At 64.2% G+C, this 20,431-nt stretch carries 17 protein-coding genes; 10 read left to right on the top strand and 7 right to left on the bottom strand.

Annotated features, from left to right (window positions below; genetic code table 11):
* Positions 1 to 62 precede the first annotated feature (62 nt).
* The 4 genes from hslO (at position 63) to E8E95_RS27230 (ending at position 5,785) form a co-directional block, all read left to right on the top strand.
* Positions 63 to 950, top strand: a complete 888-nt coding sequence (gene hslO, locus E8E95_RS27245) for an Hsp33 family molecular chaperone HslO (RefSeq protein WP_280355300.1) — start codon at positions 63 to 65, stop codon at positions 948 to 950.
* A 196-nt stretch (positions 951 to 1,146) separates the two neighbouring features.
* Complete coding sequence (locus E8E95_RS27240; protein ID WP_280355298.1) at positions 1,147 to 2,691, top strand: phosphoenolpyruvate carboxykinase; 1,545 nt, start codon at positions 1,147 to 1,149, stop codon at positions 2,689 to 2,691.
* A gap of 276 nt (positions 2,692 to 2,967) precedes the next feature.
* Positions 2,968 to 4,908, top strand: a complete 1,941-nt coding sequence (locus E8E95_RS27235) for an ATP-dependent DNA helicase RecQ (protein ID WP_280355296.1) — start codon at positions 2,968 to 2,970, stop codon at positions 4,906 to 4,908.
* 274 nt (positions 4,909 to 5,182) lie between these two features.
* Complete coding sequence (locus E8E95_RS27230) at positions 5,183 to 5,785, top strand: nitroreductase family protein (RefSeq protein WP_280355294.1); 603 nt, start codon at positions 5,183 to 5,185, stop codon at positions 5,783 to 5,785.
* 130 nt (positions 5,786 to 5,915) lie between these two features.
* On the opposite strand, the gene E8E95_RS27225 is transcribed toward E8E95_RS27230, so the two are convergent.
* Positions 5,916 to 6,815 carry a LysR family transcriptional regulator gene (locus E8E95_RS27225; RefSeq protein ID WP_280355443.1) on the bottom strand — a complete coding sequence of 300 codons (900 nt, stop codon included), beginning with the start codon at positions 6,813 to 6,815 and terminating at the stop codon, positions 5,916 to 5,918.
* Between the two features lie 201 nt (positions 6,816 to 7,016).
* Here E8E95_RS27225 and E8E95_RS27220 point away from each other — a divergent pair, with 201 nt between their 5' ends.
* The 5 genes from E8E95_RS27220 to sstT all read left to right on the top strand — a co-directional run bounded on the left by E8E95_RS27220 (position 7,017) and on the right by sstT (position 13,443).
* Entirely contained in the window at positions 7,017 to 8,255 is a 1,239-nt protein-coding gene (locus E8E95_RS27220; RefSeq protein ID WP_280355293.1) for a 3-hydroxyacyl-CoA dehydrogenase, read from the top strand.
* Between the two features lies 1 nt (position 8,256).
* Positions 8,257 to 10,047 carry an acyl-CoA dehydrogenase C-terminal domain-containing protein gene (locus E8E95_RS27215; RefSeq protein WP_280355292.1) on the top strand — a complete coding sequence of 597 codons (1,791 nt, stop codon included), beginning with the start codon at positions 8,257 to 8,259 and terminating at the stop codon, positions 10,045 to 10,047.
* 64 nt (positions 10,048 to 10,111) lie between these two features.
* Positions 10,112 to 11,275: an iron-containing alcohol dehydrogenase gene (locus tag E8E95_RS27210; protein ID WP_280355290.1), complete on the top strand. Its 1,164-nt coding sequence runs from the start codon at positions 10,112 to 10,114 to the stop codon at positions 11,273 to 11,275.
* Positions 11,276 to 11,367: 92 nt separating this feature from the next.
* Entirely contained in the window at positions 11,368 to 11,805 is a 438-nt protein-coding gene (locus E8E95_RS27205) for a thioesterase family protein (RefSeq protein WP_280355289.1), read from the top strand.
* Between the two features lie 390 nt (positions 11,806 to 12,195).
* On the top strand, positions 12,196 to 13,443 hold the full coding sequence (gene sstT / locus E8E95_RS27200) for a serine/threonine transporter SstT (protein ID WP_280355287.1): 1,248 nt from the start codon (positions 12,196 to 12,198) through the stop codon (positions 13,441 to 13,443).
* Positions 13,444 to 13,500: 57 nt separating this feature from the next.
* Here sstT and E8E95_RS27195 read toward each other — a convergent pair whose 3' ends face one another.
* From E8E95_RS27195 to E8E95_RS27175, 5 genes are all read right to left on the bottom strand, one after another.
* The gene (locus tag E8E95_RS27195; protein WP_179061243.1) at positions 13,501 to 13,902 is read right to left on the bottom strand and encodes a glycine zipper domain-containing protein; all 402 of its coding nucleotides are present in this window, start codon (positions 13,900 to 13,902) and stop codon (positions 13,501 to 13,503) included.
* A gap of 164 nt (positions 13,903 to 14,066) precedes the next feature.
* Positions 14,067 to 14,558 carry a hypothetical protein gene (locus E8E95_RS27190; protein WP_280355286.1) on the bottom strand — a complete coding sequence of 164 codons (492 nt, stop codon included), beginning with the start codon at positions 14,556 to 14,558 and terminating at the stop codon, positions 14,067 to 14,069.
* A gap of 403 nt (positions 14,559 to 14,961) precedes the next feature.
* Positions 14,962 to 17,283 carry an FdhF/YdeP family oxidoreductase gene (locus E8E95_RS27185; protein ID WP_280355284.1) on the bottom strand — a complete coding sequence of 774 codons (2,322 nt, stop codon included), beginning with the start codon at positions 17,281 to 17,283 and terminating at the stop codon, positions 14,962 to 14,964.
* Positions 17,280 to 18,125, bottom strand: coding sequence for a formate dehydrogenase accessory sulfurtransferase FdhD (fdhD, locus tag E8E95_RS27180; protein ID WP_280355282.1), 846 nt, complete (start codon positions 18,123 to 18,125; stop codon positions 17,280 to 17,282). Before fdhD ends, E8E95_RS27185 begins: the two co-directional genes overlap by 4 nt.
* 93 nt (positions 18,126 to 18,218) lie before the next feature.
* Entirely contained in the window at positions 18,219 to 19,118 is a 900-nt protein-coding gene (locus E8E95_RS27175) for a LysR family transcriptional regulator (RefSeq protein ID WP_280355281.1), read from the bottom strand.
* 129 nt (positions 19,119 to 19,247) lie between these two features.
* Here E8E95_RS27175 and lysM point away from each other — a divergent pair, with 129 nt between their 5' ends.
* Positions 19,248 to 19,688 carry a peptidoglycan-binding protein LysM gene (lysM, locus tag E8E95_RS27170; RefSeq protein WP_280355280.1) on the top strand — a complete coding sequence of 147 codons (441 nt, stop codon included), beginning with the start codon at positions 19,248 to 19,250 and terminating at the stop codon, positions 19,686 to 19,688.
* Positions 19,689 to 19,733: 45 nt separating this feature from the next.
* On the opposite strand, the gene yrfG is transcribed toward lysM, so the two are convergent.
* Entirely contained in the window at positions 19,734 to 20,396 is a 663-nt protein-coding gene (gene yrfG / locus E8E95_RS27165; RefSeq protein ID WP_280355442.1) for a GMP/IMP nucleotidase, read from the bottom strand.
* Between the last annotated feature and the right edge of the window lie 35 nt (positions 20,397 to 20,431).

Below are 20,431 nucleotides of genomic sequence, written 5' to 3'. Positions count from 1 at the left end.
CGGATTTGCGCATAAAATCGCCAGCCTTTCGGCCAAATTGGCCCAAATGCAGCGAGTCCGGCATGTCCGATTTCACCCAACGTTTTCTATTCGACGACACCGATGTGCGCGGCGAACTGGTCTCTCTCGGCGAGAGCTACGCCCACGTCCTGGCCAAGCATCCTTACCCGGAGCCGGTTGCCCAGCTGCTCGGTGAGATGCTCGCCGCCGCTTCCCTGTTGGTCGGCACCCTGAAGTTCGATGGCCTGCTGGTACTGCAGGCACGTTCCTCCGGCGCGGTTCCGCTGCTGATGGTGGAATGCTCCAGCGACCGTGAACTGCGTGGCATCGCCCGTTACCACGCCAGCCAGGTCAGCCCGTCCGCCGGCCTGGCCGAGCTGATGCCCGAAGGGTCGTTGACCCTGACCGTGGACCCGAAGCAGGGCCAGCGCTACCAAGGCATCGTCGCCCTGGAAGGCGCCACCCTGGCCGAATGCCTTTCCAGCTATTTCGACAACTCCCAGCAGTTGCCCACCCGCTTCTGGCTCAACGCCGACGGTCGCAATGCCCGTGGCATGTTGCTCCAGGCCCTGCCGGCCGATCGCCTGAAGGACCCCGAGGCCCGCGAGGCCAACTGGCAGCACCTGACCACCCTGGCCGACACCCTGACCGCCGAAGAACTGCTCGGTCTGGACAACGAGACCGTGCTGCACCGCCTCTATCATGAAGAAACGGTGCGCCTGTTCGATCCCCAGGCCATCCACTTCCGCTGCAGCTGCTCGCGTCAGCGTTCGGCCAACGCGCTGGTGAGCCTGGGCAAGGACGACGCCGAAGCCCTGCTGCAGGAAAGCGGCGGCACCGTGGTGATCGACTGCCAGTTCTGCAACCAGCGCTACAGCTTCGATGCGGCGGATATCGCCCAGCTGTTCGCCGGTGGCGGCAGCGCCGCGCCGTCGGAAACGCGCCACTGAAAAGATGTAGTGTGCCCGCAAGGTCGCTGAGTGACCGGGGTGCGATTATCGGTCATGAATATGCCTCCCTGACAGGAGGTTTCTACCCAAAGCGGGCTTTTCTGGCATAATCGCGCGCACTTTTTTCGCTGTAGGGGGTCGCAGTACCCACTACAAAACGTTTGGAGGACTCGGCTTTTAGCCGACGGGGAACCACATGACGCAAGCCAATAACGCCGTGTACACCGATATCAGCGCCGCGCAACTGGTCGAAGAGGCCATCCGCCGTGGCGAGGGTGAACTGGCCGCCAACGGTTCGTTGGTAGTGAAAACCGGTCATCGCACCGGTCGTTCTCCGGCAGATCGTTTCATCGTTCAAGAGCCGAGCACCGAAGCCAAAATCGCCTGGGGCAACATCAACCGTGCCTTCTCGGCGGACAAATTCGATGCGCTGTGGAGCCGCGTTGACGCTTATGTGACCGAACGTGAGCGTTTCGTCTCCCACGTGCACGTTGGCGCGGATCCCGAGCACTACCTGGCCGTCAAGATGACCACCGAGACCGCCTGGCACAACCTGTTCGGCCGTTGCCTGTTCATCAACCCGGAACAGTACAACCCGCAGTCCCGCCAGGAGTGGCAGATCCTCAACGCCCCGAACTTCGTCTGCGAGCCGGAGCGTGACGGCACCAACTCCGATGGTTGCGTGATCCTCAACTTCGCCGCCAAGAAAGTGCTGATCGCCGGCATGCGCTACGCCGGTGAAATGAAGAAGGCCATGTTCTCCGTGCAGAACTTCCTGCTGCCGGAAAAAGACGTGCTGCCGATGCACTGCGCCGCCAACGTTGGCGAAGAAGGCGACACCACCCTGTTCTTCGGCCTGTCCGGCACCGGCAAGACCACCCTGTCCGCTGATGAAAGCCGTTACCTGATCGGTGACGACGAGCACGGCTGGGGCGTGGGCACCGTGTTCAACATCGAAGGCGGCTGCTACGCCAAGTGCATCGACCTGTCCGAGAAGAACGAGCCGGTAATCTGGAAAGCCATCCAGTTCGGCGCCGTGCTGGAAAACGTGGTCCTGAACCCGGAAACCCGCCTGCCTGACTACAGCGATGACAGCCTGACCCAGAACACCCGGGCGGCCTACCCGCTGCACCTGGTCGAGAAGCGCGTCGAGGCCAACCGTGCCGGCGAGCCGAACGCAGTGATCTTCCTGACCTGCGACCTGACCGGCGTGCTGCCGCCCGTTTCCATCCTGAACAACGAGCAGGCTGCCTACCACTTCCTGTCCGGCTACACCGCGCTGGTCGGTTCCACTGAAATGGGTTCCGGCGGCGGCATCAAGTCCACCTTCTCCACCTGCTTCGGCGCACCGTTCTTCCCGCGTCCGGCTGGCGAGTACGCTGAACTGCTGATCAAGCGCATCCAGGGCTTCGGCTCCAAGGTGTACCTGGTCAACACCGGTTGGACCGGTGGTGGCTACGGCGTTGGCAAGCGCTTCAACATCCCGACCACCCGTGGCGTGATCGCTGCCATCCAGAGCGGTGCCCTGATCGGTGCCGAGACCGAGCACCTGGACACCATCAACCTGGACGTGCCGAAAGCCGTACCGGGCGTCGAAACCAACCTGCTCAACCCGCGCAACACCTGGGCTGACAAGGCTGCCTACGACGAAGCCGCCAAGGCCCTGGCCAAGCAGTTCGTCGAGAACTTCAAGAAGTTCGAAGTCTCCGACGCCATCAAGAACGCCGGCCCGCAGCTCTAAGCCGCACCGCGTCCTTGTCGAAGAAGCCGCCTCCGGGCGGCTTTTTCATTGTTGTCGGTCGAGTAGGATGGCGTTGAGCGAAGCGAAACCCATCAGGCGCCTGCGCCATCTGTACCCCTTCCGAGCGCGACGGTGGGTCGATGAAGCGTGACCCACCCTACGACCGCACCGAGCCGTAACATTCGCACCGAAGTTCCGGAATCGTCCCACCCAGTTGGCGCGCCGAGGCGGTGTGCTTGGGGTCATGATCAATGCCCCATCAAAGGAGTGATCCCCATGCCCGCAACCAGCCTCGCCAAGGTCTTCGGTTACGACCATTTCCGTCCCGGCCAGGAAGCCGCCATCTCCGCCGTGCTGGCGGGCCGTTCGGCCGCCGCCATCTTCCCCACTGGTTCCGGCAAGTCGCTGTGCTACCAGCTGCCGGCGTTGCATCTGCCACACCTGACCCTGGTGGTATCGCCGCTGCTGGCGCTGATGCAGGACCAACTGGCCTTCCTGCACCGCCACGGTATCGCCGCTGCCAGCATCGACTCGGCACAGAGCCGCGAGGAGGCCGCCGAGGTCATGGCGCGGGCCCGCTCCGGCGAACTGAAGATCCTGATGATTTCCGTGGAGCGGCTGAAGAACGAGCGATTCCGTGGCTTTATCCAGCAGGTGCCAATTTCCCTGCTGGTGGTGGATGAGGCCCACTGTATTTCCGAGTGGGGGCACAACTTCCGCCCCGACTACCTCAAGCTTCCCGAGTACCAGCGCCAGTTCGGCATCCCCCAGGTGTTGCTGTTGACCGCCACGGCGACGCCCACGGTGATCGCCGATATGCAGCGCAAGTTCGCCATCGCCGATGCCGATGTCATCACCACCGGCTTCTACCGCTCCAACCTCAACCTGTTGGTGGAGCCGGTGGCCGGCGAACGCAAGCTGGAACGACTGGTGGATTGGTTGGGACAGCGCAGCGGGCAGCCCGCCATCGTCTACGTGACCTTACAAAAGACCGCTGAAGAAGTCGCAGCGCGCCTGAGTCAACGGGGCGTTGCGGCCAACGCCTACCACGCCGGCATGCCCCATGACGAGCGCGAGGCGCTGCAGCGCCGGTTCATGGCCGGGCAGGTCAACGTGATGGTCGCGACCATCGCCTTCGGCATGGGCATCGACAAGAGCGACATTCGCCAGGTGGTGCACTACGACCTGCCCAAGTCAGTGGAGAACTACAGCCAGGAAATCGGCCGAGCAGGGCGCGACGGCAAGCCATCGGACTGCCTGGTACTGGCCAACCGCGACAGCCTCAACGTGCTGGAGAACTTCGTCTATGGCGATACGCCGGAACTCGCCGGCATCCGCCAGGTACTGGCGGAGCTCAAGGCGGCGGGGCAGGGCGGTGAACGCTGGGAGCTGATGCTCGGCGCGCTCTCCGACCAGAGCAACATTCGCCAGCTTCCGCTCAAGACCCTGCTGGTGCAGCTGGAGCTGCGCGGCATCATCGCGCCGCTTTACGCCTACTTCGCCGAGTACCGTTTCAAGCACCTGCTGGAGCCCGAAGCGCTGGTGGCGCAGTTCGAAGGCGAGCGCCGTCAGTTCGTCGACGCCTTGCTGCGCACATCCACCCGCGCGCGTACCTGGTGCACCGTTGATTTCGACCGCCTGTACCGCGAATACAGCGCTGAACGCAGCCGCGCGGTGAAGGCCCTGGACTACTTCCAGGAGCGCGGCTGGATCGAGCTGGAAAGCAAGCAAATGACTGAGGTCTACGCCGTGGACAATCGCGACTTCGAGCCGGAAGCGTTGGCTGTCGAGCTGCATGACTACTTTCGCCAGCAGGAGCGTAGCGAAATCGGCCGCATCCAGGCGATGCTGGCCCTGTTCGCCAGCGAGACCTGTCTCAGCGCGAGGCTGGCCCACTACTTCGGTGACCACGACGTCCCGGAGCGTTGCGGCCATTGTTCGGTCTGCCAGGGACGTGTGGCGCAGCTGCCGGCGCCGGCTGCGCTGCCGTCATTGGCGGAGCGCAACTTCAGCGCCCTGTGTGGCGGCTTCATCCAGCGCTTCGAAGAACTGAAGGGCGAGCGACCCGGCGTCGAATGCCTCACGCGCATGCTCTGCGGCATCACCGCGCCGCTCTTCACGCGGCTCAAGGCGCGCAACCTGCCGGGCTTCGCCGCGCTGGAAGCCTATCCCTACGCCGAGGTGCGCGCATGGGTAAGCCAACAGCGGGACTTGTAGGGGCGAGTTCATTGGCTATGTCTGCGTTAGCTGTTGCCAGGCAGGAGCCTTGTAGGAGCTAGCTTGCTAGCGAAAAGGGGGACATTCGCTGGCAAGCCAGCTCCCACATGCAGACACAGCGAATTCATTCGCCCCTACAGGAAAGGCCAGCCCCCCACAGGTGGGGCCATACGGATTTTTTGATCGACACCATCGTTAATCAGTGTTGGAAGCAAGCCTTCCGGCTGCTTAGGATGGCGCCACTTTCAATCACGCCTCTCCCAAGGATTCCTACATGCACATTGACGACGCCATCCGCAGCCGCCGCGCCATCAAGGCCTACGACACCGGCCACAGCATCAGCCGCGAAGAAAAAGACGAGCTGCTGCAACTGGCCTTGCTCGCCCCCACCGCCTTCAACCTGCAGCACGTGCGCCTGGTGGAAGTCAGCGATCCGGCCCTGCGCCAGCGTATTCGCGATGTGGCCTGGGACCAGTCCCAGGTCACCGAAGCCTCGATGCTGGTGATCGTCTGCGCCCGCCTCGATGCCTGGGAGAAGGACGCCGCCCGCGTCTGGGAGGAAGCTCCGCAGCCGGTGCAGGACTTCATGGCCGGCGCCATCGACACCTACTACCGTGACAAGCCCCGGGTGCAGCGCGATGAAGTGATGCGCAGCTGCGGCCTGGTCGCCCAGACCCTGATGCTCGCTGCCCGCGGCAAGGGTCTGGATACCTGCCCCATGGACGGCTTCGATTTCGACGCCGTGGCCGACCTGATCCGCCTGCCGGAGAACCATGCCATTGGCCTGATGGTCGCCGTCGGCAAGCAAGCCGTCGCCGCGAGACCGCGTATTGGCAAACTGGCCTTCGACGAAGCGGTCATCCGCAACCAGTTCTGACGATCCCCGCTGCCTGTGGGAGCGATTTCAATCGCGAATGAATTCGCCCCCACAGGCGCCTCCGTAGGATGGGTGGAGCGGAGCGATACCCATCATCCCGGTGGGCTGAAGCCCACCCTATTCATCCCCCTCATATCCGGCCGATACCCATCAGGCGCTCGATCAGCCATTGCAACGCTTCGTCCTCCTCGCGTTGGGCCACGCTCACCAGGTCGAGATGGAAAGGCCCGACGGCGAAGGGCAGGGGATGTACCTGCAAGGGCAGCAGGCTGGCGAAGTGCTGGGCCAGCCGCGCCGGCAGCACCACGGTGAGGTCGGTACTGGCGACGATATGCGCCGCCTGCAGATAGTTGGGGGTGGTGTAGACGATGTCCCGTGCCAGCCCTTGCTCCCCCAGCCATTGATCTACCATGCCTTTGGTCTGGCCACCGTGTACCCAGAGGTGGCGTAGCCTGAGAAAACCGGACAGGTCAGGTGCTTCCTGCATTTGCGGATGGTCGCGTCGGGCCACCAGGCGCAGCGTTTCACTCATCCAGCGGCGGCTGACGAAGCGCGCGGGAATGCTCTCGAAGCGGCCTAGCACCAAGTCCAACTCACCCTGGTCCAGAGCGGCGGCGGGCAGGCTCGGCGAGAGGTGGCGGATGGCGATCTTCAACCCCGGTGCCTCCTCTGCCAGCTGCTGCAACAGGCGCGGCATGCAGATCAGTTCCACGTAGTCGGTCACGGCGATGGTAAAGCGCTGGCGGCTACGCGCCGGATCGAAGCCTTCTCCGACGACCAGGCTCTGCTCGATCTGCTTGAGCGCCGCACGGATCGGCGTTTCCAGCGCCAGCGCCCTTGGCGTCGGCTGCATCGCCCGGCCCACGCGCACAAGCAAGGGGTCGCCAAGCAACTCGCGCAGCCGGTTGAGTGCATTGCTTACTGCCGGCTGGCTGAGGGAAAGACGTTCCGCCGCGCGCGAGACGTTGCGTTCGCGCAGCAGGGCGTCCAGCACACGCAGAAGGTTGAGGTCGAAGTTGGAGATATTCACCAGGGGAATGCCATCTATCACAAGACTAAATTTCAAAAATAGTACCGGCTTCCTTAAGGTGTTTGGCGTTTTCGTGATCACGCGGCGACCGAGGTTTGTAGGAGCGAGCTTGCTCGCGAACCATGCAGCACATTCGCCAGCAAGCTGGCTCCTACGAGGGGCCGCGTCCGTTATCGCTTACTAGAACAAGAGGACATCTCAGTGACCCCTAGCGCATCCAACATCCAGCGGGCCGCCGTGATCGGCGCCGGCACCATGGGCCGTGGCATCGTCATGAGCCTGGCCAGTGCTGGCCTCGACGTCCTCTGGCTGGACAACAATCCGCAGATGCTCGAGCAGGCTCAGGGCGTGGTAGCCGATACCTACGCGCACAACGTGCGCCAGGGCCGCATCAGCGAGGCCCAGGCCGCCGAGCGCGTCGCGCGCATCCAGCCGGTGGGAAGCTACGCCGACCTGGCCGAGGTCGATCTGGTGATCGAAGCGGTCTTCGAGAACCTCGAGCTCAAGCAATCCATTTTCCGTGAGCTGGACGCCCGCCTGAAGCCTGCGGCGATCCTGGCCAGCAACACCTCGGCCCTGGATATCGATGCCATTGCCGCGGTCACCGGGCGCCCGCAGCAGGTCCTGGGCCTGCACTTCTTCAGCCCGGCGCACATCATGAAACTGCTGGAAATCGTTCGCGGCGCCCGCACCGCCCCCGCCGTGCTGGACGCCGCTGTTGCATTGGGCCAACGCATGGGCAAGGTCAGCGTGGTGGCCGGCAACTGCAAGGGCTTCATTGGCAACCGCATGCTCCATACCTACGTGCGCGAGGCGCGGATGATGCTGCTGGAAGGCGCCTATCCGCATCAGGTGGACAGCGCGCTGCAAGGCTTCGGCTTCGCCATGGGTCCCTTCCGCATGTACGACGTGGTCGGCATCGACCTGGAATGGCGCGCCCGCGATCTGGCCGGGAAAGGCCAGGACGATCCCGCGGTGCAGGTGGACAACCGTCTCTGCGCGTTGGGCCGTTTCGGCCAGAAGGCGCGCATGGGCTACTACCGCTACGCCGAAGGCAGCCGCCAGGCCGAGCCCGACCCGGAAGTGGATGCCCTGGTGCTGCAGGTGTCCGAGCAGCTTGGCTTCGAGCGCCGCGACATCGGCCAGGAAGAAATCCTCGAGCGTTGCCTGCTGGCCCTGGTCAACGAAGGGGCGAAGATCCTCGAAGAAGGCATCGCGGCCTCCAGCGCCGATATCGACACCGTTTACCTCAACGGCTACGGCTTCCCGGCAGACAAGGGCGGGCCGATGGCCTGGGCCGACAGCCAAGGGCTGCCGGCCATCCGCGAGCGCCTGGGCGCGCTGGCCGAGCGCTTCGGCAGCCACTGGCAGCCGGCCGCGCTGATCCGTCGCCTGGCCGAGTCCGACCACCACTTCGCCGATTTCCAACAGGAGGCCTGACATGGCTTACAAGGCACCCCTGCGCGATATGCGCTTCGTACTCCATGAGCTCTTCGATGTCGCCGCCCACTGCGAACTGCTGGCCAACGGCCTGGACCGCGAACTGATCGACGGTGTGCTGGAAGAGGGCGCGCGCTATGCGGGCGAAGTGGTGTCGCCACTGAACCGCAACAGCGACGAAGAAGGCGTGACCCTGGAACAGGGTGCAGTGACGACGCCCAAGGGCTTCCGCGAGGCTTATCGGCAGTACTGCGACAACGGCTGGGCCAGCATGACTGGGCCGCAGGAGTACGGCGGCCAAGGCTTCCCGCAGATGGTCGCCTGCAACTTCCACGAGATGCTGATGGGCGCCAGCCTGTCGTTCCGCGTCTACTCCGGACTCACCGAAGGTGCCGTGCTGGCGCTGTACAAGCACGGCAGCGATGCGCTCAAGCAGGCTTACCTGGAAAAACTGGTGAGCGGCCAATGGGCCGGCACCATGTGCCTCACCGAACCCCAGGCCGGCACCGATCTGGCGCTGCTGCGCACGCGCGCCGAGCCCCAGGCCGACGGCAGCTACAAGGTCAGTGGCAGCAAGATCTTCATCAGCGGCGGCGAGCAGGACCTCTCCGAAAACATCGTCCACCTGGTGCTGGCGCGCCTGCCGGATGCCCCGGCTGGAGTGAAGGGCATCAGCCTGCTGCTGGTGCCCAAGTTCATCGCCAATGCGGATGGTACGCCGGGGGCGAAGAACGCCCTGGGCTGCGGCGCCATCGAGCACAAGATGGGCATCAAGGGCGCCGCCACCTGCGTGATGAACTTCGACGGTGCCACCGGCTGGCTGATCGGCGAAGCCAACCAGGGCCTGGCCTGCATGTTCACCATGATGAATGACGCGCGCTTCCAGGTCGGCCTGCAAGGGCTCGGCATCGGTGAGCAGGCTTTCCAGGGTGCCTTGGCCTATGCCCGCGAGCGCCTGCAATCCCGTGCCCTCAGCGGGCCGGCGGCGCCGGACAAACCGGCTGACCCGATCATCCACCACCCCGATGTGCGGCGCATGCTGCTGACCCAGAAGACCCTGGTGGAAGGCAGCCGCATGCTGGCCGTCTACTGCGCCCGCCAGCTGGACCTGGAACACGGCCACCCGGACGCAATGCAACGCAAGGCGGCTGGCCGGCGTGCGGCGCTGCTGATTCCCATCGTCAAGGCCTTCTTCACCGATATGGGCCAGGAAGTGGCCAGCCTCGGCGTGCAGGTTTACGGCGGTCACGGCTTCATCCGCGAGTGGGGCATGGAGCAACTGATGCGCGACAGCCGCATCACCCAACTCTACGAAGGCACCAACGGCATCCAGGCGCTGGACCTGATCCGCCGCAAGCTGATGGGCGACGGTGGTGCCGAGCTGGCCGCCTTGCAGGACGAATTCGCCGCCCTGGCCGATGCCCAACTGGAACGTACCGAAGTGGCCGAACTGGCGGGCGCCGTATTGGCACGCCTGCAGGAATGGCGCGGCTTGAGCGCGACCCTGCTGGATCGGGTGCGGGAGAACCCGGAAGAAATCGGTGCCGCCTCGGTGGACTTCCTCCAGTACTCGGCCTATGTGCTATTGGCGGGCTTCTGGTTGCAAGCCGCGGCGCGCGCCCAGGACGCCCTGGAGTCTGGCACCTCGGAGGCGGATTTCTACCAGGCCAAGTTGCACAGCGCGCGCTTCTACATGCGTCGCGTGCTGCCGCGTGCCAGCAGCCATCGTGAAGCCCTGTTGGGCGGCGCGGACTGTCTGATGGCACTGCCCGAGGCACATTTCGCGTTCTGACGGCGTGAACCGGCGTGCCGCGTGCTCGCGGTGCGCCTCGACAACAACAAGGGAGGACGCCCGGATGCAGCCCTTCAGCTTCGCTACCACCGCGCAGATTCTTTGCGAATCCGGCTCGGCCACACGCCTTGCCGACCTTTGCCGCGAGCGCGACGCCCAACGCGTCCTGCTGGTGACCGATCCCGGTATCACCCGGCTCGGCATGCTGGACGATATCCTTCTCGGCTTCGCCCTCGCGGGCCTCAGCGTTGCGGTCTACGACCAGGTCCAGGCCGATCCGCCCGAGGCGGTGGTGCTGGAGGCCGTGGAGCTGGCGAAAGTCCTCGGCGCCCAACTGGTGGTGGGTTTCGGCGGTGGCAGTTCGATGGACGTGGCCAAGCTGGTGGCGCTGCTGGCTCATCCCGACTGCCAGCAGGGGCTGGCGGACATCTACGGCGTGGGCAACGCGCGAGGCCGGCGCCTGCCGCTGCTGCAGGTGCCGACAACCGCCGGCACCGGTTCCGAGGTGACGCCCATTGCCATCGTCACCACTGGCGAGACCACCAAGATGGGCGTCGTGTCGCCGCTGCTGCTGCCCGACCTCGCCCTGCTGGACGCCGACCTGACCCTCGGCCTGCCGGCGGCGGTCACGGCAGCCACTGGCATCGACGCGATGGTCCATGCCATCGAGTCCTACACCAGCAAGCTGAAGAAGAATCCGTTGTCTGACCTGCTGGGGCGCGAGGCCTTGCGCCTCCTGGCCGGCAACCTCGATGCCGTGGTCCAGGACGGCCGTAACCGCGAAGCGCGCCAGGCGATGCTGCTGGGTGCCTGCCTCGCCGGCCAGGCGTTTGCCAATGCTCCGGTGGCGGCCGTGCATGCGCTGGCCTATCCGCTGGGCGGGCATTTCCACATTCCCCATGGCCTGTCCAACGCCCTGGTGCTGCCCCACGTGCTCCGCTTCAACGCCGAAGTGGCTGCACCGCTCTACGCGGAGCTGGCGCCGCTGGTGCTCGGTAGCAAACTCAAGCCGGGCAGCGAGGCGGAACTCACCGAGCAGTTGATCCACGAGCTCGCCGCCTTCAGCGAGCGCAGTGGATTGCCCACGCGCTTGCGTGATGCAGGTGTGCCTGAGGCGATGCTGCCGCGTCTGGCCAGTGATGCCATGTTGCAACAGCGCCTGCTGGTAAATAATCCGCGCGAGGTCAGCGAAGCGCAGGCCCTGGCTATCTACCAAGCCGCCTACTGAACCTCCGGTAGGAGCCAGCTTGCTGGCGAATGCAGCCGTTCGCGAGCAAGCTCGCTCCTACATGAACCGATCCAACCGAACCCAGGAACCCCATGAGCCAACCCGAGCACCTGCGCGGCGACTACCGCCACTTCCAGCCCATCACCACGCGCTGGCACGACAACGACATCTACGGCCATGTGAACAACGTGGTCTATTACGGCTTCTTCGACAGTGCCGTGAACACCTACCTGATCGAACAGGGTGGGCTGGATATCCATGAAGGCGGCGTGGTGGGCTTCGTGGTGAGCTCGTCCTGCGATTACTTCGCCTCCATCGCCTTCCCCGACCGCATCGAGGTCGGGCTGCGAGTGGGCAAGCTGGGCAACAGTTCGGTGCAATACGAACTGGCGATTTTCAAGCAGGGCGAGAGCGAGGCCTGCGCGGCCGGACGCTTCGTGCATGTGTTCGTCGACCGCGAAAGCAACCGGCCGGTGCCGATTCCCGAGACGCTGCGGGCGGCGTTGGCGGAACTGGTGATTGCAACCTGACCGACTGCTTTTCCTGTGGGGGGGCGAATTCATTCGCTATGCAGACATCCAGGGGGGAGCTACGCCGCTCTTAGCGAATGAATTCGCCCCCACAAACTCAGATCCCCGCTGTCTTTCAGTCCATGGACAACTTTCAGCCATTCGACCTGAAATGGCCGAAATCGCGACATGCAGAGCCCCGAGCGTCCACCCGCTCTATCCATCGCTGGCGTGAATCCGCACAATGCGCGCCAAACCCGATTGACCCACCCGGCTGCGAGGTACTGAACCGCGCGGTCCGGCTTTTTCTTTTCCGCTTGATCTGGAACAGCCAGGACGGGGTGTCATCGGGGTTCAATGTCCACCCCGGGCCGGCTCGTCGTGCGGCCCGAACGTTCTGCGGTACCTGCCATGACTCATGTAAACGGCTCCATCCTGCAACGCTTGAAACGCACCAGCCTGGTGACCCGGATCATCATCGGCCTGATCGCCGGCATCGCCCTCGCCCTGACCGCTCCCCAGTACGCCAGCGCCGTTGGCCTGCTCGGCAAGCTCTTCGTCATGGCCCTGAAGGCCGTGGCACCTGTGCTGGTGTTCATCCTGGTGATCGCCGCCATTGCCAACCACAAGCCGGGCGAGCGGACGCACATCCGTCCGATCCTCGCGCTCTACCTGATCGGCACGTTCTCCGCCGCCGTGGTGGCGGTGATGGCATCCAGCGTCTTCCCTTCGACCATCACCCTGAGCACCGGTGCCGCTGACCTGGCGCCGCCCGGCAATATCTCCGAAGTGTTGCTGAGCCTGCTGGGCAGTGCCGTGGCCAACCCGGTGACGGCGCTGATGGAGGCCAACTTCATTGGCATCCTGGTCTGGGCCGTGGGCCTGGGCATTGCCATCCGCCAGGGCAGTGAAACCACCCGCAACGTGTTCAGCGACCTGTCCCATGGTGTGTCGCTGATCGTCCGCGTGGTGATCAGCTTCGCCCCGCTGGGCATCTTCGGCCTGGTGGCTTCGACCCTCGCCGAGAACGGCATTGGCGTGCTGGCCGACTACGCCCACCTGCTGGCGGTGTTGCTGGGCTGCATGCTGTTCGTGGCCTTCGTCGTGAATCCGCTGATCGTGTTCTCGAAGATTCGCCGCAACCCCTATCCGCTGGTGCTGACCTGCCTGCGTGAAAGCGGCATCACGGCCTTCTTCACCCGCAGCTCGGCGGCCAACATCCCGGTCAACCTGCAACTGGCGGAGAAGCTGGGCCTGCACGAAGACACCTACTCGGTCTCCATCCCGCTGGGCGCCACCATCAACATGGCCGGTGCCGCCATCACCATCACTGTGCTGACCCTGGCGGCGGTGAAGACCCTGGGCATTGTCGTCGACATTCCCACCGCGATCCTGCTCAGCATCGTGGCCTCCATCTGCGCCTGTGGCGCTTCCGGCGTGGCGGGTGGTTCGCTGCTGCTGATTCCGCTGGCCTGCAGCCTGTTCGGCATCCCCAGCGAAGTGGCGATGCAGGTCGTGGCCGTGGGCTTCATCATCGGCATCCTCCAGGACGCTGCCGAGACGGCGCTGAATTCATCGACTGACGTTCTCTTCACTGCGGCTGCCTGCATGGCCAGCGGCGACGTGGATGAGGCGCGCGCCGAACAGCAGATCAGCTGACTTCGCCCAGCAACAAAAAAGCCCGGCAAATGCCGGGCTTTTTCATGGGTGCATCAATCAGTGGCGATGCTTGCGGTGCTTGTGATTGTGACCGTCGTGATCGTCTTTGGTCAGCTCGGTGGCGATGGCGCCGCCTGCTGCGCCACCCAGGCCCGCGCCGATGGCGGAACCGGTGGAACCGCCCAGTGCGCGACCGGCTACCGAGCCACCCGCTGCGCCCAGGCCACCGCCGATGGCGGCTTCGGTCTTGCGGCCGCTCTTGGCGGTCATGGCGCCACCCGCTGCGCCACCCAGGCCGGCGCCGATGGCCGCACCAGTGCTGCCGCCAACAGCGTTGCCAACAACGTTGCCAAGGACGCCGCCGAGGCCGCCACCGATGGCATTGTTGGTGGTTTCGCCGGCCACTACGGCCTGAGTGGCCAAAAGGCTGAGGGCAAGGGCGGTTACTGCTTTACGCATGTTGCTGAGTCTCCATTTCAAAAAGGTGAGCCATGGTCCCGCCGCTTGGCCGGCACTCATGACAGAAGTCGAATTTTGGAATCGGGAGGGGTGGCTGTCGCTCGACCAGACCTCAGGCCTTGAAAAAGCCCGCATCAAGCGGGCTTTTTTGTTTGCGGGGTTGATCAGTCGTCCCAATCACCGTGGTGCTTGTGCTTGTGCTTGCGATGGCCCCAGGCGTGTCCACGACCGGGGTGGTCGCGGTAGGCACGACGATAGTGGCGATGGTCATCATCGTAGTCGTCATCGTCGTAGCGGTTACGGTCACCGAACTCGTTGCCGAGGGCACCGCCGGCGCCGCCACCAAGGGCCGCGCCGATCAGGCCGCCAGTGGTGCCGCCCATTTGCCGGCCAACAACCTGGCCGCCTGCAGCGCCCAGACCACCGCCAATGGCAGCTTCGGTACGGTTACGTTTCGGGGCCGCTACTGCGCCGCCTGCTGCACCACCCACGCCGGCGCCAATCGCTGCGCCAGTGCTGCCGCCGACTGCGTTGCCGACAACGGACCCCACAACCCCGCCCAGCGCGCCGCCAATACCGGCGTCGGTATTGCCGCCTGCGAAGACGCTGCCGCTGGCGAGGCCAAGAGACAGAAGAAGGATCGAGGTGTACTTCATGGTGAGGATCGCCTCAGTGGTTTTGGTGAGGCGATATTTACTGTGGGAATTTACTTACGCAAGTAGCGAGCGACGAAAAGTATCAACTTTTCTAATTTTTTTAATTATCTGATTTCTCGGCAGAACTTTTTTCGATTCGGGCTGTCTGAGACCTATTCCCGCCCGCATTTTTCGCGTCTTTCGGGTCTTTTCAGGTACTGGCGAAGTGCCCATGAACATAAAGTTCCGTCGAGACTTTATATAGGCATTGATTCCGTATTTCAAATTGTTTCTTAATAGTTAAGTTCGAGAATCAAACTTCCACTACTTAAGTTTCAAATTGATATTCGCCGCAGTCCGACACTCGGACTGCGGCGAATTCGTGTGCGCGCACGGGCGCTATTGGGCAGGCGAAGCCGCATCCTCAGAGGATGCGGCTGCTGTCGCGAGAGGCTTCGAGGCGGATGGCCACGAACTTGGAGGTCGGGGTGTAACTGCCGTCGCCGTAACTTTCCAGCGGTACCAACGGGTTGGTTTCCGGGTAGTAGGCGGCAGCCTGTCCGGCCGGGATGTCGAAGGCCAGCAGGCTGAAGTCGGATACGCGGCGTTCCACACCGTCGTCCCAAAGCGTGACCATGTCCACCTTCTGCCCGGGTTCAAAGCCCAGTCGGCGAATGTCGGCCTCGTTGGCGAAGACCACATCGCGCTGGCCGCGCACGCCGCGATAGCGGTCGTCGAGGCCGTAGATGGTGGTGTTGTACTGGTCGTGGGAGCGCAGGGTCTGCAGGATCAGGTGCGGCGTTTCGCCGGTGCTGCGTACCTTCTCGTGGAGCAGGTCGGCCGGTAGCGGGTTCGATTTGAAGTTGGCGCGGCCGGTCTGGGTCGTCCAGCGCCGGGCGTTGGCGCTGTTGCCCAGGTAGAAACCACCGGGATTCTGCACGCGGCGGTTGAAGTCTACGAAGCCGGGAATGGTCTCGGCGATCAGATCCCTGATGCGGTCGTAGTTGGCGATCAGGGCGTCCCAATCCACCGGATGGTCGCCCAGGGTGGCCTTGGCGATGCCGGCAATGATGGCCGGCTCGGAACGCATCTCGCGGGAAGACGGCTCCAACTGGCCGTAAGACGCATGAATCATGCTGAAGGAATCTTCCACCGTCACGGCCTGCGGGCCATCCAGCTGGCGGTCGATATCGGTACGGCCGAGGCAGGGCAGGATCAGCGCTTCCTGGCCAACGGTCAGGTGGCTGCGGTTGAGCTTGGTGCTGATCTGTACGGTCAGTTCGCAGTTCTGCAACGCGGCATGGGTGCGGGAGCTGTCCGGCGTCGCCTGGGCGAAGTTGCCGCCGAGGCCGATGAAGACCTTCGCATGACCCTCGAGCATGGCGTTGATCGCTTCCACGGTGTTGTGGCCGTTGTCCCGGGGGACCTGGAAGCCGAAGCGTTTCTCCAGGGCATCGAGCAGCGCCGCGGGCGGCCGGTCATTGATGCCCATGGTGCGATCGCCCTGCACGTTGCTGTGACCGCGCACCGGGCACAGGCCGGCGCCGGGGCGGCCGACGTTACCGCGCAGAAGTTGCAGGTTGACGAGTTCCTGGATGGTCGGCACCGAATGGCGGTGCTGGGTGATACCCATCGCCCAGCAGACGATCACGTTGCGGGCATCGCGGTAGATGCGCGCGGATATCTCGATTTCTTCCAGCGTCAGGCCTGATTGCGCCTCGATCTGCGCCCAGGGCGTGGCATCCACTTCAGCCAGGTAAGCGTCGACGCCGAGGGTGTGTTCGGCGATGAAGTCGTGGTCGAACACCGGCGTCTCGCCGCTCGCCTGGGCCTCGCGCTCCCACTGCAGCAGGAACTTGGCGATGCCGCGAATGGCCGCCATATCGCCGCCCAGCGCAGGGCGGAAGAATGCGGTATTGAGCGGTCGCGAGCCGTTGCTGAGCATCTCCAGGGCATGTTGCGGGTGCTGGAATCGTTCCAGGCCGCGCTCCTTGAGCGGATTGAAGCAGACCACCTGCGCGCCTCTTTGTACGGCTTCGCGAAGCGGCTCAAGCATGCGTGGATGATTGGTGCCCGGGTTCTGGCCGAACACGAAGATGGCGTCGGCATGTTCGAAGTCGTGGAAGGTCACGCTGCCCTTGCCGACCCCGACGCTCTGGATTAGCGCAACGCCGCTGGCCTCGTGACACATGTTCGAGCAGTCGGGGAAGTTGTTGGTGCCGAAGGCACGGACGAAGAGCTGATACAGATAGGCCGCTTCGTTGCTGGCGCGGCCGGAGGTGTAGAACTCCGCCAGGTGCGGGCTTTCCAGGTTGCGCAGATGGCGTGCCACCAGGGCGAAGGCATGCTCCCAGCTGACCGGCACGTAGTGGTCGGTCTGGCGGTCGTAGCGCATCGGCTGGGTCAGGCGACCCTGGTATTCGAGCCAATAGTCGCTCTGGTCGCGCAGTTGGCTGACGCTGTAGCGGGCGAAGAAGGCGGCATCCACCCGGCGCTTGGTGGCTTCCCAGTTGACCGCCTTGGCGCCGTTCTCGCAGAACTTGACGCGGCCGTCCTCGGGGGAGTCTCCCCAGGCGCATCCGGGGCAGTCGAAGCCGCCGTTCTGGTTGGTCTTGAGCAGGGCGCGGAGGTTCTTGAACGGCTGTTTGCTGTCCAGCCAGAAGCGGGTGACGCTTTTCAGCGCACCCCAGCCGGCCGCAGCACCTTTGTAGGGTTTGTAGCGGGGGTTTACGGGTTGCAGGCTCATTCGATGTCGGCTTTCGATTGCGGCGCCGGGCTGTAGACCCGCGGGGCGCTGTGATGGGGCAAATGGATGAGATTGAGGTTGTGGCGGCGTGCCCATTCCACGGTCAGGGTGGTGGGGGCGGACAGGCTGACCAGGGTGGACAAGCCCGCGCGCACCGCCTTGTGGATAAGTTCCAGGCTGCAGCGGCTGGTGACCACGGCGAAACCGGCGCGTGGGTCCAGACCTTGTCGCAGCAGGGCGCCGATGAGCTTGTCGAGGGCGTTGTGGCGGCCGATGTCTTCGCGGCAGAGGCGCAACTCGCCGTTGCCATCGACGAACAGGGCGGCGTGCAGTGCGCCGCTGCGCCGGGCCAGTTCCTGCGCGGCGTTGATGCGTTGGCGCAGGTCGATGAAGTGCTCGGCCGGCGGCAAGGGCGCTGGGTTCAGCGAGCGCAGTTCCGGCAGCGCCTGTTCCAGCGCTTCGACGCCGCAGAGTCCGCAGCCGGTGGTGCCGGCCAGATTGCGGCGTTGCTCCTTGAGCGACCAGAAGGCGCGATTACCGATATCCACCTCCGCGTGCAAGGCGATGCCTTCGCCTTCGAGCTGAATGTCATAGATATCGTCGATTGACTGGACCACGGCGCTGCTCAGGCTGAAACCCGCGACGAAATCTTCCAGGGCACTAGGGGAAACCATCATCACGGCATAACTGATGCCGTTGTAGGAAATCGCCAGGGCGCACTCTTCGGCCAGGGCGGCATCTTCCACGCGCGCTTCGCCATCCAGCTCGGCATATTGGTAGCCGGTTGGTTCGGGCGGGTTATCCACAGCGGTGAGATGGCACTTGGCGTCTGGGTTTGGCATGGTTCTGCCCCCTGCGACGGATTGACTCAGCCATCCTAGGCCCGCCTGGTACGGGCGTCTAATCGCTATTCCCGATTCATTGATCGAGCGCGTCTATCGGCTAGACGTATCGAGCGCCAGCAAGGCCCGCGCTTCGGAGAAACAGGCATCCGCCAGAGCCGAGCGCGGGGCGCCACGTCGCAGGATCAGGCCCAGTGGGGCCAGGGTGCGGGCGTCCTCTATGGGGATCAGTGTCAGGTGCTCGGTGAAATCGTCGAGACCGCTGTCCAGCGGCATGATGGCGCAGCACAGTCCGGCGCTGACGGCCTGCAGCAACTGATGGACGGCATCGGTTTCCAGCCTCGGCTGGGGCGATAGGCCCCGGCTGCGGAAACCATGGTCGATGGATTGGCGGAAGTGCATGCCGCCCGAGAGCAGGCCCAGGGGCAGGTCCACCAGGCTTTCCCATGGCAGGGCCGAGGTTTCGAAGCTGAAGTGCCGGCGATCGTGCAGAAGGCCCATGCGGGCCTGTGCCAGTTCCAGGCTCTCGAAGTGCTCGCGATCCAGGCGGTCGAGATAGGACAGGCCAAGGTCCAGCTGATTGCGCGCCAGGCCTTCGAGAATCTGCTCGGAGCTCATGGAAAACAGCTGGAAGCGCAAGTTCGGGTGCGGTGCCGAGAAAGCTTCCACCAGGCGCATCGGGTCGAATCCGGCCAGCGGCACTACCCCGAGGCGCAAGGTCCCGACCAGTTGGCCGCGACAGGCCGCCGCTTCGGCGTAGAGACCGTCATGGGCGGCGAGCAGGGTGCGTGCCCAGGCCAGAACACGCTGGCCGGCATCGGTGAAACCTTCGAAGCGCTGGCCACGGATCACCAGTTCCAGGCCGAGCTCCTCTTCCAGGCTGCGCAGGCGCATGGACAGCGTCGGCTGAGTGACGTGGCAGCGCGCGGCGGCCTGGCCGAAATGGCGGGTTTCCTCCAGCGCGATGAGGAACTTCAGTTGCTTGATGTCCATGCCGGCTCCTTGATGTGCAGCGGAATTCTAGCCTGTCGTCGCCATCGGGCGGTCGAGCTGGAACGGCCGTCTAGACTTGCACCTCCCAGGCGCCAGGTGCGCCATCCCTGTGGAACGAGAGGATCTGTCATGGGCATCTTCGACTTTGTCAAAGGAGCGGGTGTGAAGCTGTGGGAAACCCTGGTGGGCCAGGAGGCCCAGGCTGCCGATGCGCTGAAGGAACATGTGGCCAAGGTGGGCTTGGGCAATCCTGCGATCGAGCTGACGGTGGAAGGTGACAAGGTGATCGCCCGTGGCGAAGTCGCGACCCAGGAAGAGAAAGAGAAGATCCTTCTGGCCCTGGGCAATGTCGCGGGCGTGGCCAAGGTCGAAGACCAGATCAGCGTCAGCGCGCCTGCCGTGACTCCGGCACGTTTCGTCACGGTGAAGAAGGGCGACACCCTGAGCGCCATTGCCAAGGCCGAGTACGGCAACGCCAATGCCTACAACAAGATTTTCGAGGCCAACAAGCCGATGCTCTCGCACCCGGACAAGATTTATCCGGGGCAGGTGCTGCGCATCCCTGAATGACGATCTGCTGCGCGTCGGGAATGACTTCGGGCTGCTGAAGGCTTGTCAGAGGCCTTCCACGAGCGTCCGGTAGTTCTCCACTGCGGCGAACTCCTCGGTGTCCTTCGGGCCCTTGCGGCTGTCCGGCTCGCGCACCGCCAGCAACTGGGCGATGCCATACTGCCGCGCGCTGCGCAGGATCGGCAGGCTGTCGTCGACGAACAGGCTGCGGGCCGCGTCGAAGCCGAAATCCTGTTGCAGGGCGTGCCAGAACTGCTGGTCTTCCTTGGGGAAGCCGTAATCGTGGGAGCTGATCAGGCGGTCGAACCAGGGCGCCAGCTCGACGCGTTCCATTTTCAGTGACAGCGAATCGCGGTGGGCGTTGGTGATCAGCGCCACACGCTTGCCTGCGCGGCGCAACGCGGCGAGGAAGAAGTCGGCATCCGGCCGCAGGGCGATCAGGTGCGCGACCTCGCGCTTGAGATCGCGGATCGACAGGCGCAGCTCGCGACTCCAGAAGTCCGTGCAGTACCAGTTCAGCTGTCCGGCGTTGTCGCGGAACAGCGGCAGCAACTCGGCGTCGGCCAGCGCGCGGCTGATGCCGTGATGCTCGGCATAGCGTTGCGGCAGGTACTCCATCCAGAAGTGGTTGTCGAAGTGCAGGTCGAGCAGGGTGCCGTCCATGTCGAGGAGGACGGTGTCGATTGCATTCCAGGGCAATTGCGGCATGGGCGGTATCGGTGGTTGCGGGTGGCTGTCGTCCT

The organism is Pseudomonas sp. BN414, from assembly GCF_029871275.1.
Lineage (GTDB): Bacteria > Pseudomonadota > Gammaproteobacteria > Pseudomonadales > Pseudomonadaceae > Metapseudomonas > Metapseudomonas resinovorans_C.
This window is presented reverse-complemented; position numbering and strand designations above follow the sequence as displayed.